The sequence below is a fragment of the Ruminococcus flavefaciens AE3010 genome, from assembly GCF_000526795.1.
Taxonomy (GTDB): domain Bacteria; phylum Bacillota; class Clostridia; order Oscillospirales; family Ruminococcaceae; genus Ruminococcus; species Ruminococcus flavefaciens_D.
On the sequence record NZ_JAGT01000001.1, the window covers coordinates 3486041 to 3500739 of the forward strand.

General features: G+C 47.6%; 13 protein-coding genes. 11 read left to right on the forward strand and 2 right to left on the reverse strand.

What is annotated here, in order from left to right:
* Nucleotides 1-12 precede the first annotated feature (12 nt).
* Nucleotides 13-669 carry a D-sedoheptulose-7-phosphate isomerase gene (locus tag N774_RS0115340; RefSeq protein WP_024862087.1) on the forward strand — a complete coding sequence of 219 codons (657 nt, stop codon included), beginning with the start codon at nt 13-15 and terminating at the stop codon, nt 667-669.
* 78 nt (nt 670-747) lie between these two features.
* Here N774_RS0115340 and N774_RS0115345 read toward each other — a convergent pair whose 3' ends face one another.
* Nucleotides 748-2286, reverse strand: coding sequence for a dockerin type I domain-containing protein (locus tag N774_RS0115345; protein WP_024862088.1), 1539 nt, complete (start codon nt 2284-2286; stop codon nt 748-750).
* Between the two features lie 280 nt (nt 2287-2566).
* On the opposite strand from N774_RS0115345, the gene N774_RS0115350 reads away from it, so the two are divergent.
* The 9 genes from N774_RS0115350 (at nt 2567) to N774_RS0115390 (ending at nt 12235) form a co-directional block, all read left to right on the forward strand.
* Nucleotides 2567-3136 carry a 3'-5' exonuclease gene (locus N774_RS0115350; RefSeq protein ID WP_037280343.1) on the forward strand — a complete coding sequence of 190 codons (570 nt, stop codon included), beginning with the start codon at nt 2567-2569 and terminating at the stop codon, nt 3134-3136.
* Between the two features lies 1 nt (nt 3137).
* Entirely contained in the window at nt 3138-3527 is a 390-nt protein-coding gene (locus tag N774_RS0115355) for an MmcQ/YjbR family DNA-binding protein (RefSeq protein WP_024862090.1), read from the forward strand.
* A gap of 107 nt (nt 3528-3634) precedes the next feature.
* The gene (locus N774_RS0115360) at nt 3635-4645 is read left to right on the forward strand and encodes an alpha/beta fold hydrolase (protein WP_024862091.1); all 1011 of its coding nucleotides are present in this window, start codon (nt 3635-3637) and stop codon (nt 4643-4645) included.
* 72 nt (nt 4646-4717) lie between these two features.
* Nucleotides 4718-7000 carry a Tex family protein gene (locus N774_RS0115365; RefSeq protein WP_024862092.1) on the forward strand — a complete coding sequence of 761 codons (2283 nt, stop codon included), beginning with the start codon at nt 4718-4720 and terminating at the stop codon, nt 6998-7000.
* A gap of 10 nt (nt 7001-7010) precedes the next feature.
* Complete coding sequence (locus N774_RS0115370) at nt 7011-7652, forward strand: hypothetical protein (protein ID WP_024862093.1); 642 nt, start codon at nt 7011-7013, stop codon at nt 7650-7652.
* A 289-nt stretch (nt 7653-7941) separates the two neighbouring features.
* Nucleotides 7942-8988, forward strand: a complete 1047-nt coding sequence (locus N774_RS18525; RefSeq protein WP_024862094.1) for a hypothetical protein — start codon at nt 7942-7944, stop codon at nt 8986-8988.
* 103 nt (nt 8989-9091) lie between these two features.
* The gene (locus N774_RS0115380) at nt 9092-9718 is read left to right on the forward strand and encodes a hypothetical protein (protein ID WP_024862095.1); all 627 of its coding nucleotides are present in this window, start codon (nt 9092-9094) and stop codon (nt 9716-9718) included.
* A gap of 130 nt (nt 9719-9848) precedes the next feature.
* The gene (locus N774_RS0115385) at nt 9849-10778 is read left to right on the forward strand and encodes an AEC family transporter (RefSeq protein ID WP_024862096.1); all 930 of its coding nucleotides are present in this window, start codon (nt 9849-9851) and stop codon (nt 10776-10778) included.
* Nucleotides 10779-11014: 236 nt separating this feature from the next.
* Nucleotides 11015-12235 carry a MarR family transcriptional regulator gene (locus N774_RS0115390; RefSeq protein WP_024862097.1) on the forward strand — a complete coding sequence of 407 codons (1221 nt, stop codon included), beginning with the start codon at nt 11015-11017 and terminating at the stop codon, nt 12233-12235.
* 238 nt (nt 12236-12473) lie between these two features.
* On the opposite strand, the gene N774_RS18530 is transcribed toward N774_RS0115390, so the two are convergent.
* Entirely contained in the window at nt 12474-12998 is a 525-nt protein-coding gene (locus N774_RS18530) for a VanZ family protein (RefSeq protein WP_024862098.1), read from the reverse strand.
* A gap of 183 nt (nt 12999-13181) precedes the next feature.
* Here N774_RS18530 and N774_RS0115400 point away from each other — a divergent pair, with 183 nt between their 5' ends.
* Nucleotides 13182-14492 carry a hypothetical protein gene (locus tag N774_RS0115400; RefSeq protein ID WP_024862099.1) on the forward strand — a complete coding sequence of 437 codons (1311 nt, stop codon included), beginning with the start codon at nt 13182-13184 and terminating at the stop codon, nt 14490-14492.
* The last annotated feature ends 207 nt before the right edge of the window (nt 14493-14699 follow it).

Genomic DNA, 14699 nt, shown 5'->3' on the forward strand with positions numbered 1-14699 from the left:
AGGGGAATATTAATGTTAGAGCCTCGGCTTGAAAAACACGTTGATTTTTTGATCGAGAGATATCCTGTGCTTGAAAAGTGCAGAGAGGATATCATTAAGGCTTATCTTGTCATGGAGGAGTGCTATCTCCGCGACGGTAAGCTGATGATAGCAGGAAACGGCGGTTCAGCTGCCGACAGCGAGCACATCGCGGGCGAGCTCATGAAGCGCTTCAAGATAGCCCGTACAGTTCCTGCGGAGTTCGCTGAAAAGCTGAAAAGCGTAGACCCTGTCCGCGGTAAGAATCTTGCGGAGAACCTTGAGCGCGGACTTATGGCGATACCGCTGGTAGCCCACGAAGCCCTTACCACAGCCTATATCAACGACGTGGACGGTCTGGGAGTATTTGCTCAGCAGCTCTACGGCTTCGGAAGAGAGGGCGATGTGTTCCTCGGTATATCCACATCGGGAAACAGCCGCAACGTCATGTCCGCAACAGTAGTTGCAAGAGCTCTCGGCATAAAGGTCATAGGACTTACAGGAGAAAAGGGCGGCGAGCTTGCACAGGTGGCAGACGTAGCTGTAAGAGTTCCCTCGTCGGAGACCTACATGATACAGGAGCTCCATCTGCCCGTGTATCACTGCTGGTGCCTTATGCTGGAGGACAAGTTCTTCGGAAAGGCTGATTAACAGCCATTAGTTCTTAATAAAAGAAACAAGCCCGAAAGCTTTGAGCTTTCGGGCTGTTTTTATTCCCCTGAAAAGGCTTTATTCTATTCCAAGCAGTCTGTTCTGCATAGCCTGTGCGTCCATGAGTGTTATTCCGTCGCCTGTATCGTGGATATCGGCGTTGAATCTTCCGATAGCGGACAGCTTATACTTGTTGGGATTGGCCATTGCCTGCATTATGAATACCACATCAGCCATATCCCTGCTGCCGTCTGCATTTGAATCGCCTGTGCGCTCGATATCATTGCTGAGAGCAACGGGAGAGGAGTACTTCTCGGGACTGTACTTCACGGCAGGTATACCTCTTTCATTTGAAAGCCTGCCGATGTAGGTCTTCAGCTTTTCGCTGTAGTTGTCGTACATATCCATTAGCTCCTCATCTTCCATTCTGTCGATGATGAAGAGGTCAAGTATACTGAGGTCGTGGGCGTCTCCGCTGAGACCGTTTTCGTTGATGTCGCAGTCCTCCGCAAAGAATGTCCATACATCTTCGGGAAGTACTGTAGTCTCGGCATCTGCTCCCGAATGGAGGTCCTCCAGATAGATGCATATATTGAAGGTGTCGCAGATATCGAGGACTCCGTCACCGTTGGTGTCGGGGAGATACGACGCATCGTCTTCCTTTTCCTTTACAAATCTGAGGTACTGCCTGTTGAAGAGGGCACCGTTGAAGCTCAGGTACTCGTTCTTGTTGAGCCATTCCTCATAGCACTGCTGAGCGTACTGTCCGAATTTGTACTTTCCCGAGCCCGGGAAGATGTTCTCGTAATACTCATTGGTGAAGTATTCGGGCTTGACCTCGTAATTCTCGAAGCAGTACATAAGAGCGTACTCCCATATCCACGTCATGCCCAAGTCGTCGTGGAGCTGTTCGTATATCAGCTGGCAGGGATAGTAGGCATTCCCCGGAGGATATGCGGCTTCTGCCATGGTAAAGTCCATGTACTGGCAGTTGTTCTTGTTTTTGTTGTATACCCACATGTAGTTTACATCGTCGAAGAACACCTTGCCGTCGCCGTCGATATCGTAATTCACCTCACCGCTTTCAAGCATATCGAGGAAAACGGGGTAGCCTGCCATGAGGTAATCCGTCTGACGCAGGAGCTCATCTGTGAATGCCCTGGCGTGAGACAGGTCGTAGGAGTAGCCCGACAGAGCTCCGCTGCCGCCTGCATTTGAGGAATACAGCTTGTTGACGCTGCTGTAGTATGCAAGCTTGGTAGTGCTGCGGGACAGGCGGTTATTGACGATATAGTACCTGATAAGGTGCTCAGCGTCCTTTTCATCAACAGTACCGCTGCCGTTGTAGTCGGCTGCCGAATCGGCGTAAGCTGCAAAAGACTTATCGGTTTCAAATCCGTGTGTATAGCCGTACAGTGTATAGCAGTCCGTGAGGGTGAAGCTGCCGTCTCCGTCGATATCGGTCACGGCAGAGCCGCTGTCCATGGCGTCGAAGATCTCGAATTCCTCATCCCATATTCGTGTAGACGGGATATTTTCAAACATTGCTCCTGCGGATACAGCGGTACTGCTCAGGACAGTCGCCATTGCCGCAGCAATGGATATGATCTTTTTCATAGAGATACTCCTTTCAGTATAGAATGTGAACGAAAAGGATAATACTTCCACGATTATATTATACACTTTTTATTGTATAAAATCAATAATTATATGCAAATTAAATAAAAAATAAGCTAATTTCACAATGAAACTAAGGGGTCATTGTTTATGTTGTATACTGAGCAAAAGCTGTCAAAGCACAAATCAATACTGATAGTATTATCGCCCTCTGATTTGACATTTTTCACTGTATATATTATAATGTACTGGATATGAGTTTTTCGGAAAGGAGCTTACAATGAGCAGCACGATACGCAGAAAGGGCAAGAGCAGGATAGCCTTTCCCGAGGACTACTGTGTGGTGGATATTGAAACTACGGGACTTTCCCCCGAGGAGTGCGAGATAATCGAAATAGCGGCTGTACGCTACAGAAACGGCGAGAAATCAGACGTTTTCACCACGCTTATCAAGCCCGACAGGGCTATAAGTCCCTTTATCACCGAGCTTACGGGCATAACCAATGAAATGGTGGCTGACGCACCTGATATTTCCCAAGCTGTAATGGAGTTCTATAAATTCGCGGGAAACGATATGCTCATGGGCTACAACGTAAACTTCGATATCAATTTCCTTTACGATAATCTGCTGCGCTGTCACGGTATCTACCTTGAAAACGATTTTGTGGACGTGCTGCGCTTTGCGCGGAAGGTGCTCCCCCTTATGCCCGACCGCAAGCAGACCTCCGTTGCCGACCACTACGGCATTTCCATAACGGGAGCTCACCGTGCGGAAAAGGACTGCGAGATATGCAACGCCTGCTACAAGTGTCTCCGCGATGAGATGCGCAGACAGGACGCGGAGAGCTGATATGGCACCAAAGACCATGCGTGAAAAGCTGTTTGAGTACGCCGCCGAGCGCTACGGAGCTCAGCCAGAGTATCTGTGGGAAAGGACACCTCAGCACGGAGTGCTCCGCCGCAGGGACAATGAGAAGTGGTTCGCGGTGATAATGCTGGTGGACGGCTCGAAAATAGGACGTGAAAAGGGCGTAATATACGATATCGTCAATATAAAGTGCAGTCCGCTGATGACGGGCTCGCTGCTTGCGATGAAAGGGATAGTTCCCGCTTATCACATGAATAAGGAGAACTGGGTATCAGTGCTGCTGGACGGCTCCGTGGACGATGCTCAGGTAATGTCTCTCCTTGATATGAGCTATGAGTTGGCAGGACAGAGCGGTAAAGCTGTTCGCCGTTAGCCTTTAGCCGCTAGCTGTAAAAACTGCTCATTTGCATTTTACTTGAAAATATGCTATAATAAATATTACACTTGATATTTCCCCGATATTTTGACAGGAGGAACTTTATGCTTAATGCTGATCTGAAGGAATTCCAATTTGCTTCTGATTTTGACGAGCTTGTGATCTCGGCTGTGCTGGCAGTGCCCTCGGGCGACATTAACGGCATTGTACAGATAGTTCACGGCATGAACGAGCACAAGGAACGGTACTACCCGTTTATGGATTATCTTGCGGAGCAGGGCTTCATCACCGTTATCCACGATAACCGCGGACACGGAAAAAGTATCGTTGAGCCCGACGACCTTGGCTATATGTTCAGAAAGGGCGGAGAGGGCTTCATAAGCGATATAGCTCAGCTCAACGCAAAGATAAGAGCTGCTTATCCAAATGTGCCCATATTTATGGCGGCAAGCGGTCTGGGAGCAGCAGGCGCAAGGTGCTTCCTGAAAGAACACGACGGCGATATAAACGGACTTGTTCTTCTCGGTACTATATGCCACTGTCCGTTCTCGCCCGGGGCAAGGGCAATAAGCTCTGTGGCTTCAAAGCGCCCCGGCAGCCGTTTCAGAAGCGAGAAGATATTCGAAACTATAGACGACAGCTTTGGAAAATTCTTCGAGTCTCCCATAAACTCATGGCGTTGCAGCGACGAGGACACAGTTCTTGCGTACAACGAGGATCCGCTGTGCAACTTCAAGCTCACCCTCAACGGCTATATGGAGCTTGTATGGCTGGTAAGGCAGTCCGAATCGGGACGGGGCTGGAAGGTGACTCAGCCCTCACTGCCCATAAGATTCGTTTCGGGCAAGGAGGACTCGGCTATGGTCTCGGAGAAGCGCTTCATGCGCTCCGTGAAAAAGCTGGAAAAGCTGGGCTATGAGAGCATATCCCACCGACTTTTCGAGGGCATGCGCCATGACGTTCTCATGGAAAAGGGCTCCGTAAACGTATATAAGGACATTGCCAAGACCCTGTTTTCGTGGCTCGACCGCTGGAACGACAAACGTGCGGAGGAAATGCCTGCCGAGCCCGCAGCGGCTGAAACAGCGGCAGAAACAGCCGAAACTGAGGAATAATTACATTATATACAGCGAACGGGAGCGCGGCATAGTCTACGCTCTCTGTATCGTTTAATGAAAGGAAATACTATGGATATCAACAAGGAACTTGCAAAAGAATTCGGACTTAAACAGGAACAGGTGGATAATACCGTAGCTCTTATCGACGACGACAAGACTATCCCTTTTATCGCCCGTTACCGTAAGGAGCTCACAGGCTCCCTCGACGACCAGATACTCCGTGAGCTCTACGACAGGCTCATGTATCTCCGCAACCTTGAAAAGCGCAAGGAGGAGGTAACTGCCGCTATTACAGAGCAGGAGAAGATGACTCCCGAGATAGAGGCTGCTATCAGCGCCGCTGTTACTCTCGTTGAGGTAGAGGACATCTACCGTCCCTTCAAGCCAAAGCGCCGTACCCGTGCAAGCATTGCCCGTGAGAACGGTCTCGAGCCCCTTGCAGTCATGCTCATGGCTCAGGAGAACTCCACAGACCCCGAAAAGGAAGCAGAGGCTTTCATCGACGAGGAGAAAAAGATCACCGACGCTCAGACTGCATTGCAGGGCGCTATGGATATCATCGCGGAGGATATCTCCGACGACGCGGATATCAGAAAGAAGCTCCGTACCCTTGCAGGCGAAAAGGGCGAGCTTGTATCCAAGGCTTCAGACCCCGAGGCTGAGAGCGTATACATGAACTACTATGAGTACTCAGAGGCTATCCCAAAGGTTGCCAACCACCGTGTTCTCGCCCTTGACAGAGGCGAGAAGGAGGGCTTCCTCAAAGTGGCTGTAACTCTCGACGAGACCATGGCTACAGACGTTATCTTCGGCAAGTACATCAAGGCTAACAATGCCTGCGGCGAGCTTGTGAGAGCAGCTGCGGCTGACAGCTACAAGAGACTTATATTCCCCTCTATCGAGCGTGAGATACGCTCCGAGATGAGCGCAAAGGCTGCTGAGGAGTCCATAAAGGTATTCGCAGCAAATCTCCGCCAGATGCTTCTCCAGCCCCCGCTCAAAAGCAGCGTTATCCTCGGACTTGACCCCGGATACGCACACGGCTGCAAGACTGCTGTTATCGACGGCACAGGCAAGGTGCTTGACACAGCTATCATTTACCCCGTTGGCTCTGCAGGAGCAGTTGAAGCTGCAAAGCGCAAGGTCAAGGAGTTTATCCAGAAATACAACGTAAATGTAATATCTATCGGAAACGGCACAGCTTCCCGTGAGACTGAGAGCTTTGCTGCCGAGATTACCAAGGAAGTGCCCCAGGACGTAAGCTACATGGTAGTCAGCGAAGCAGGAGCTTCCGTATACTCGGCTTCAAAGGTTGCAGCAGAGGAGTTCCCCGAGTACGACGTATCTATCAGAGGAGCTATCTCCATTGCGCGCCGTTTGCAGGATCCCCTTGCAGAGCTTGTAAAGATAGACCCCAAGGCTATCGGCGTTGGACAGTATCAGCATGATATGCCTCAGGCACGTATGAGTGAAGCTCTGGGCGGCGTTGTTGAGGACTGTGTTAACTCTGTCGGTGTTGACCTTAATACAGCATCACATTCACTTCTCTCATATATCGCAGGCATAAACGCCACAGTTGCAAAGAATATCGTTACCTATCGTGAGGAAAACGGCAGATTCAACGACCGCAAGGAGCTTCTCAAGGTGCCGAAGCTGGGCAAAAAGGCTTTCGAGCAGTGCGCAGGCTTCCTGAGAGTCCGTGACGGCAAGAATCCTCTTGACAATACAGCAGTTCACCCCGAGAGCTATGAGGCAGCTTCCTCACTTCTCAGTGAGTGCGGCTTCACCATTGCCGATATTGCAGGCAGCGGAGCTGAGGGCATCACCGAAAAGGCAGACAGCATAGGTCTGGAGAACATAAGCAAGTCTCTCGGCATAGGCGTTCCCACTCTCACCGACATCATCGGCGAGCTTAAAAAGCCGGGACGCGACCTCCGTGACGAGCTCCCCGCACCTCTTCTCAGAAGCGGTGACGTTATGGAGATAAAGGACTTGAAGCCGGGCATGGAGCTTGTGGGTACAGTCCGCAACATCATCGACTTCGGCTGCTTCGTTGATATCGGTGTTCACGAGGACGGACTTGTTCATATCTCCCAGATATGCAGCAAATACATCAAGCACCCTCTCGAAGCCGTAAAGGTGGGTGAGGTCGTAAAGGTAAGAGTTCTTGACGTTGACCTGAAGAGAAACCGTATATCCCTTACAATGCGCCTTAACGACGAGGAAGAGAAGAAGCAGCAGAGGTCCGAGCGCAGACCAAACAATAACAACAGAAAGCGCGAGGAGCGCAAGCCCAAGGGCTTTGACGCATCACAGCTCCACAACAGCAGCTTCCGTATAAAGCAGAAATAAGGAGTAGACAATGATATTCAGAACTGAGGAAAAAGAGTTCAAGTGCGCAGTATGCGGCGAGACATCTGTCCATGAGGTCATAGCCGAGCAGGAGAGACCCACAGGAGCTCCCGACCTTGACATGAGACCTGACGAGCCTGTGCGCTCGGGCATAAAGTACTGGGTAAGCAAATGCCCCAACTGCGGATACTGCAATTCTTCCATAGCAATACCCGTGAAGTTCACTAAGGAGTACCTTGACAGCGACAATTACAACAAGTCGGGGGACGACCTTGCAGGCAGGTTCATGAAGAAGTCCCTTGCCTGCGAGAAGAACAAGGAGTTTGAGGAAGCCCTCAAAAGCTGTATGTACGCCGCATGGGCATGCGACGACGAGGGCGACGGTGAAAGAGCTGTGGAGTGCCGCAGAGCAGCCGTCAGGATATACGATACCCACGGCGCAGCGTTCAAGGACAATGCGGATATAAAGCTCCTTGTAGCCGACCTCCTCAGACGCAGCGGTGCTTATGACAGAGTTATCCGCGATTATAAGGACGCCCGCTATGGTTCTGAGCTTATTATGACCATAAATGCTTTTCAGGTAAGTCTTGCAGAGCAGGGCGACTCAGCCTGTCATAAGGCTACGGAAGTCCCGGGAGTAAGGGCAAAATAATACATCATGCGGCAGAGCTTAGTCAGCTTTCATTAACGAAAAATGGATTACCGAGCCTGAATTATGGGCTCGGTAATTTTATACTGCGATCTCGGCGGAGGGGACTTCCCTCTGCCGATTTTTATAGCCGTCTGATGAAGTGCAATAGAGCTTTTTCGTCAGTGACGTTTTTTATGCAAACCGCTGAAAAATGTGCATATTAGACTAAAATCAATAGTTTTGCTTGACATAAAAAGGAAATATGTGTTAAAATATTATCTGTAATATTATTTGTTATGGAGGTTTTTTTATGGCATTTTGTAAATTCTGCGGAAAGCAGCTCCCTGATGGCGGAGCCTGTGACTGCGAAGCATCCAAGAAAGCTGCCGAGACTGCCGAAAAGACTGAGAATGCAGCTGAGACTGTAAAGGAAGAGGCTGCAAATGCTGTTGAAACAGTCAAGGAAGAAGCAGCAAAGGCTGTAGAAAAGGTGGAAGAGAAGGCTTCCGAGACAGTTGAAAAGGCTGAGCAGAAGGCTGAGCAGGTCGTTAACGAAGCAAGAAGCGACGCAGCAGAGGCTGCACAGAACGTTCAGCAGGGCGCTGAAAATGCAGCACAGCAGGCAAGCGGCGGCTTCAAGCAGCTCAGCGGAGCTGACATCGCCAAGAAGGTAGAGGGTATCACAAACAGCATCAATGAAAAGCTGCCCGAGAACGTAAAGAAGAACAAGAGCCTTGTTTACGTAGCAGCATGTGCATGTGCCGCTCTTCTTCTTTTGCTTATCGTTTGCGTATGTTCACTTGGCGGCGGTGCAAAGGGCACAGCAAAGAAATACATCAATAATACTTATAGTAAGAATGGCGGAAAGACCTTCTATTCACTCATGCTTCCGAAGGCTGCTATCAAGGAGCTCAAGGACGAGGATGAGTTTGATGATCTTGTAGATGACTACAACGACAAGATCGAAGATCTTATAGACGATCTGGACGGAAAGGCTACTGTGCCTAAGTTTGAGAAGATCACACGCAAGGAAAAGATGAAGAAGTCCGAGATCAACAAGGCAGAGGACTACTTTGAGAGCATCTGCGAATTGTTTGACGCAGACGATGACGATATAAAGATCACTCAGGGCTATGAGCTCAAGGTCAAGACAAGAAGCAAGGACGAGGACGGCGATGTACAGCACGACAAGGATACCATCTGCGTTGTCAAGGTAAAGGGCGACGGCTGGAAGGTCATCCCTGCACCCGCAGACAGCATATCATCATCTTCAAGCCTGCTGCGCAGCATACTGGGCTCAAGCTTCTTCAAGAGCAAGAGCGACGACACTATCGATTTCAGCGATCTTTTTGATTGATGATCAGGATCCGAAGCAGAAATGCTTCGGATCTTTTTTTGTTGACTAAAAGACATTTATGTGCTAAAATGAGTGTATTGTATTATGTTTTGGAGGTCATATAATGTCATATTGTAAGAACTGCGGCAAAAAGGTACCGCTTTTTAAAAAGTGTGACTGCACAGTCACTGAAAAGACTGCAAATAATGGCTTAAAGCGCGGATTTGCTCTTATCGTCTTTCTGGTGTTCTTTATTATCGGTCTGATACTTGGATTGAATCTTGCAGGCTTTGGCACTAAGGGCACCGTCAAAAAGTACGTCAAGGCAGCTTCAAACAAAAAGGGCGGAAAGGAATTCTACTCCCTCACTATGCCTGATGAAGCTATAAAGGCGCTGAAGGACATGGATAAGTACGACGACAAGGTGGACGCATACAATGACATGATCAAGGATATGATCAAGGATATGGAGAAAAAGGAGACCGTTCCGAAGTTCGATAAGATCCTGAGAGAAAAAAAGCTCAAGAACGTCGATCTCAGAAATGCTGAGGATTATCTTGAGAAAATAGCCGAAAAGTACGGCGCAGAGAGTCCTGAGATCAAGGTGTCAAGGGGTACTGAGGTAAGGTTCAGGACAAAGAAAAAGGACGAGTACGGCGACTATAAGCACGAAAAGATAACGGTATGCGTTGTAAATGTAAAAGGCGAGGGGCGGAAGATAATCCCTATGGGTGCAGATGCTCTTGGATAATATTACTGAAAATCCGAAGTAAAAGGCTTCGGATTTTTTATTGACTATTTCCGCGATATATGGTAAAATGATTTGGTTACTGCAATGGCAGCAGCCGAGAGATCATGCATTTTGAAAGCGGAGAGAGATAATGGCATCAACAATATTGTATAAAACGGTGATAATGCTCATTCTTATCGGAGCGGGCGTAATATGTGCCAAAACAAAGCTTATAAGCGAGGCTTCCAACAAGGACCTGTCGAAATTCGTGTTGCAGGTGGTGAATCCTGCTGTAATATTCATGTCCTATCAGACGGAATACCGCGTGGAGCTGGTGAAAAATCTGCTGCTGACCTTTGTTATATCTGCTGCAGTCCTTGGAGCGGTGATACTGCTGTCCTACGGCTTGGTTCGGAAAAAGCAGGGCAGGGAAACGGAGATAGAGCGGTTTTCATCAGTGTATTCCAACTGCGGATTCATGGGTATCCCACTTGTGGACGCCATCTACCATGAGGAGGGCGTTTTCTACCTGACAGCCTTTATAACTGTGTTCAACCTGATAGTCTGGACTCACGGAGTTATCCTTATATCGGGCAAAAAGGACTTCAGGCAGGTGGTAAAGGTGTTCTATTCGCCGACTATCATAGCCATACTCCTCGGACTTGTGACCTTTTTCCTGCAAATAAAGCTGCCTGTGGTATTAGCGGACTCACTCGGCTTCATCAAGGAGATAAATACCCCTATGGCGATGATAGTATCGGGAGTCACCATAGCAGGCACAAATATCCCGAAAATGCTGAAAAACTTCAGGATATACTACGTATGTCTGCTGAAGCTGCTGGTGATACCCGTGCTTATAGCGGTCCCGCTGGTGCTTATGGGCGGCATAGACGAAAAGGTGCGCATGACTATCCTCATCGCATCGGCAGCTCCTCCTGCGGCAATGTGTACCCTCCTCAGCATCAGATACGGACGAAATTCTGTGTACGCTTCCGAGATTTTTACGGCAGGAACTATACTCTCTGTTGTCACTTTACCCCTTGTAGTTAAAGCTACGGAATATTTAACAAAAATACTATAAGTACTTTGGCAAAAACGCTGATTTTATAAAATTTTGCCCTAAAATGTTTGAAATTTAATAATAGTGTGTTATAATATAATTACGTTAAAAGAGATTGACTTTACAATAAAAAGAAAAAATTATACGGGCAGTTATAATAAATTTCAACGCCCAAAATACCTGCGGGGATATGCAGTTTGTACATAGTGGACTTCGTTCCAAACACTGAAATTTTGAAGAAATGGAGTTGTTGTTGTATGGAAAAAAGAGGAATCAGTAAACTTGACCTGAAAAGACGCAACAGGATGCAGATACTCAGAGTCATCAGAGAATCAGGCCCTATTTCCCGTGTTGATGTGGCAAGTGCTCTCGAGATAACAAGAGCAGCTGTTACTATAATCACAAACGAAATGATTGAAGAGGGCGTTCTCGTTGAGATAGGTGAGGCTCCTGTAAATACCGAAAAGCTCCAGAAAGGCAGAAGAAAAATTCTCATCGATATCAACGTAAACAGCCGTTTTGCTCTTGGTGCAACAGTTGATGAAAAGGAAGTAAGCATCGGTCTTACGAACCTCAATTCCGAAGTTCTCGACAAGGCAAGCATGGTGATCGACGACAGAACTACCAGCAAGGATATCATCAACTATATCATCAAGACCAGCAATGAAATGGTTGAGAACAGCGCACTTACCAAGGATAAGATACTGGGTCTGGGCGTTGGCGTTGTGCCTTCAATGTGGGGCAAGCTGAAAATATTCTATAAGGACGGAATCCTTGATTTTACAAACTTCATAGATAAGCTGTCGGGCGGACTTAATTTTGAGATACACTGCGGAAATGCCATTGGACTTATGGCGCTTGCAAGCAATGATTTCAGGACCCTTAACGGCTATCAGACCAATCAGGCATTTATCCATAACGGCAATCAGGTAAATCTTGCTATCATCAACAAGAATGAGCTTTCTGCCGATTATGTATCCTATACCTCCACTATCGAGAGATACATCGTTTGTCCTAACGGAAAGTCCTATGAGGGCTATCCCAACGGCTCCGTAAAGGCTGAGCTCTCAAGAACAGCTATGCTCAATGCCTTCTACGAGATATATTCCAAGGACAAGACACCTGTGCTCTACGAGCTCACAGAGGGCGACAAGAATGCTATCAACACAGATAATGTATTCATGGCTCTTATGAGAGGTGAGGAGGCAGTTAAGAACGTAGTTGACGATATCATCGCCAAGTACACAGTGCTCATAAACAATCTGGCTATAAGCCACTTCGCAAAGAAGATAGTTCTGCATAATTTCAAGCTCAACGAGAAGCAGTTCGACTACTGCAAGCGTGAGATGATACGCCTTGTAAGCGAGGAGATCGCTGACAGAGTAGTACTCAGCAGACTTGACGGAAAGAACAATTTCCTTGGCGGCTGTGCTCTTATCATACAGGATAACTTCTATGTAAGAGGCGGTATGCAGTAAATCAAAGCCCGTAAGAAGCTTAGCTTCTTACGGGCTTCTTAGTTATTAGTGAGCAGAGAGTAGAAAGTAGAGAGTAGTAGGGGGGATGCCCACATCGCCCCGTCAATAGCGCAATAAATATCATGAATGCACTGTAGGGGCTGCCTTTGGCAGTCCGAGTCGTTAGCCATTAGCCGTTAGCTTGTAGGGACGGATACTATCCGCCAGAAAAAAAACGGACGCCCAATGGGCGTCCTTACTACTTTCTACTCACTACTCTCTGCTTATTCGACCGCTTGCGGACGATATGAGCTATTATGCCAATAAGTGCCAGCGATATTACTATACCACAAGTGACTCCGCAGGTATCTATCATCATATCTCTGAACTCGCAGGAGCGCCCCGGGACGAAGCTCTGGTGGATCTCGTCGGACATGGCATAACAAAAGCCGAAGATAATAACGCCCAGACTTTTCAGCGTAAAGAGCCTGCGCTTTCCCACGGTGAGCGACGCGCAGAAGCCAAGAGCAGAATAAATGGTGAAATGTGCGATCTTCCTCACTATGAATTCAGTCTTTTCCCATAATTCCTGCTGTATCTCAGGGAACTCGTTTTTGTAATTGCTGTGGAATATCTTCATAGCCAGCGTTGTGAGGAAGCTGCTTGTCTGACCTGATTCGTTTCTGTTCTCATTTGAAAGACAAAAGATCGTACACATCAGCGCCAGTGTGAGTATCAGGAACAGTATCTGTATCCTGTTGAGCTTTGGGAGTTTTTTTGCCATTTTTACTATCCTTTCAGATCTTGCTTTACTATAATATTATACATTTTTTGCGGACTTTTGTAAAGCATAAGTTTTTTCGGAAAAAATTTCAAAAAAACCTTGTAAAATCGGAATGGAAATGCTATAATATACTGTGTGCGACTTTTGCACACTTTATATATAGATCATATTTCGGAGGCAACAATGAGTAAATTTTTTGCAAATGTCTGGACAAAGCGAGTAGTAGCCTTGCTCAGCATCGTCTATATGCTGTTTGTATGCAGGCTCTGCTATTTTTCAATATTCTACGATATGCAGATAAATGACCGCGTTTCCACATGCCTTGCGGTTTCGGGAGTATCCCTCGCAGCGTTGATAGTCATGCTCTATACACGCCGTCAGATACTGACGCGAATAGCCAGCTTTATCATTCTTCCCGCCATGCTGCCCGTTGTACTGCTGTATTTCGGCGAGTGGGGACTTATAATACCGATAATAGTAGTGGGTATCGTCATACTTCTGCTCTCGGGCGCAGGAGAGGGCGTAAAGACAGCTCTTGCGACTATAATACTCCTTTTGTATATATTCGGAGCACTTGGCTACTTCCTGTTCACTACGTTCTTCGTATCGGCAGTTAAGGAACAGGTGGTAGAAACGGGCGTTTCTCCCTCGGGTACATACCGCTACAGGGTAGTCAATACCGAGGACACCTCCAACGGAAGCACAGCTGTTTACGTGGAGCCCAACTACGCCGATGTTAAGAACGATTTCGCAGTATTCACCCTGAAAAATCAGGAGCACGTAGTATACATGGAGCGTCCTGTTCAGAGCAAGGTAGAGATAAAGTGGGATACCAAGACAAGACAGGAGATAACCGATTATCTCAATTCCATATCCGATGAGATAGAGGTGACACTGACAGACGCAGAGCTGAAAGCTCTGGGCTATACCTATGATAATAAGCTCATGCTCACAACTCTCTCTGCAAGCCGTAAGTTTGCTTTAGGCCTTACAGCGTCAGACGTTGATCCTGTTCCGATAGACACCCTTACTCCCGAACAGCTGGACTTCTTCGGCATCGGCAAGGAGCCCGACGGCAGATACTATATCCTTGATCCCGATCCTTCGGTCGTTGAGAAGAACGGCAGCGAGCCCGGAGCAAGAATATACTTTGACGAGATTAAGCCCAAGGCACTGAAGCTCTATAACAGCCTGAACGTTGACCCGCCTACGGGCATAACCTACTTCAAGGTCGCAAAGAGCCATACAGTTCTGCTGAATACTCTTACGGACGCACAGCTTGCTGATCTGGGAGTGTCTGACAGCGGTGATGTAATGATCCTTTCCGCTTCACAAATGGTAGTTCCCGAAGAGGATAAGGACAAGGAGGACGCAGAGGCTACTGAGGAAATAGTCACTTCCGATAATAAGGTGGTGTTCCGCTACTATGTTGCGGAGCTTGAGGACTACTACGACGTTGATTCAAGACGTCTGTCACTTGATCTTCTGAACTGAAAATGATATAAGGGCGCTGTGAGCGGTCATTCGTATATTGATAGCTCTCAGTGCCGTTCTTTTTATATTGATATGCACAAGTCCGCAAAAGAAGCGCAGTATGTAAAAAAATGAGCAAAAAAGGTCTTGCAAAAATTGCTGAATTAAGATATTATAAAAATACAGAATAACAATTACAGGTAAGGAACCTGCAATATAATAAAAAGG

Coding starts and splice junctions, on each gene's coding strand:
- N774_RS0115365 (WP_024862092.1), top strand. CDS start 4,718: ATGGATATCAACAAGGAACTTGCAAAAGAATTCGGACTTAAACAGGAA.
- N774_RS0115355 (WP_024862090.1), top strand. CDS start 3,138: ATGGCACCAAAGACCATGCGTGAAAAGCTGTTTGAGTACGCCGCCGAG.
- N774_RS0115370 (WP_024862093.1), top strand. CDS start 7,011: ATGATATTCAGAACTGAGGAAAAAGAGTTCAAGTGCGCAGTATGCGGC.
- N774_RS0115350 (WP_037280343.1), top strand. CDS start 2,567: ATGAGCAGCACGATACGCAGAAAGGGCAAGAGCAGGATAGCCTTTCCC.
- N774_RS0115345 (WP_024862088.1), bottom strand. CDS start 2,286: ATGAAAAAGATCATATCCATTGCTGCGGCAATGGCGACTGTCCTGAGC.
- N774_RS18525 (WP_024862094.1), top strand. CDS start 7,942: ATGGCATTTTGTAAATTCTGCGGAAAGCAGCTCCCTGATGGCGGAGCC.
- N774_RS0115340 (WP_024862087.1), top strand. CDS start 13: ATGTTAGAGCCTCGGCTTGAAAAACACGTTGATTTTTTGATCGAGAGA.
- N774_RS0115390 (WP_024862097.1), top strand. CDS start 11,015: ATGGAAAAAAGAGGAATCAGTAAACTTGACCTGAAAAGACGCAACAGG.
- N774_RS0115360 (WP_024862091.1), top strand. CDS start 3,635: ATGCTTAATGCTGATCTGAAGGAATTCCAATTTGCTTCTGATTTTGAC.
- N774_RS0115385 (WP_024862096.1), top strand. CDS start 9,849: ATGGCATCAACAATATTGTATAAAACGGTGATAATGCTCATTCTTATC.
- N774_RS0115380 (WP_024862095.1), top strand. CDS start 9,092: ATGTCATATTGTAAGAACTGCGGCAAAAAGGTACCGCTTTTTAAAAAG.
- N774_RS0115400 (WP_024862099.1), top strand. CDS start 13,182: ATGAGTAAATTTTTTGCAAATGTCTGGACAAAGCGAGTAGTAGCCTTG.
- N774_RS18530 (WP_024862098.1), bottom strand. CDS start 12,998: ATGGCAAAAAAACTCCCAAAGCTCAACAGGATACAGATACTGTTCCTG.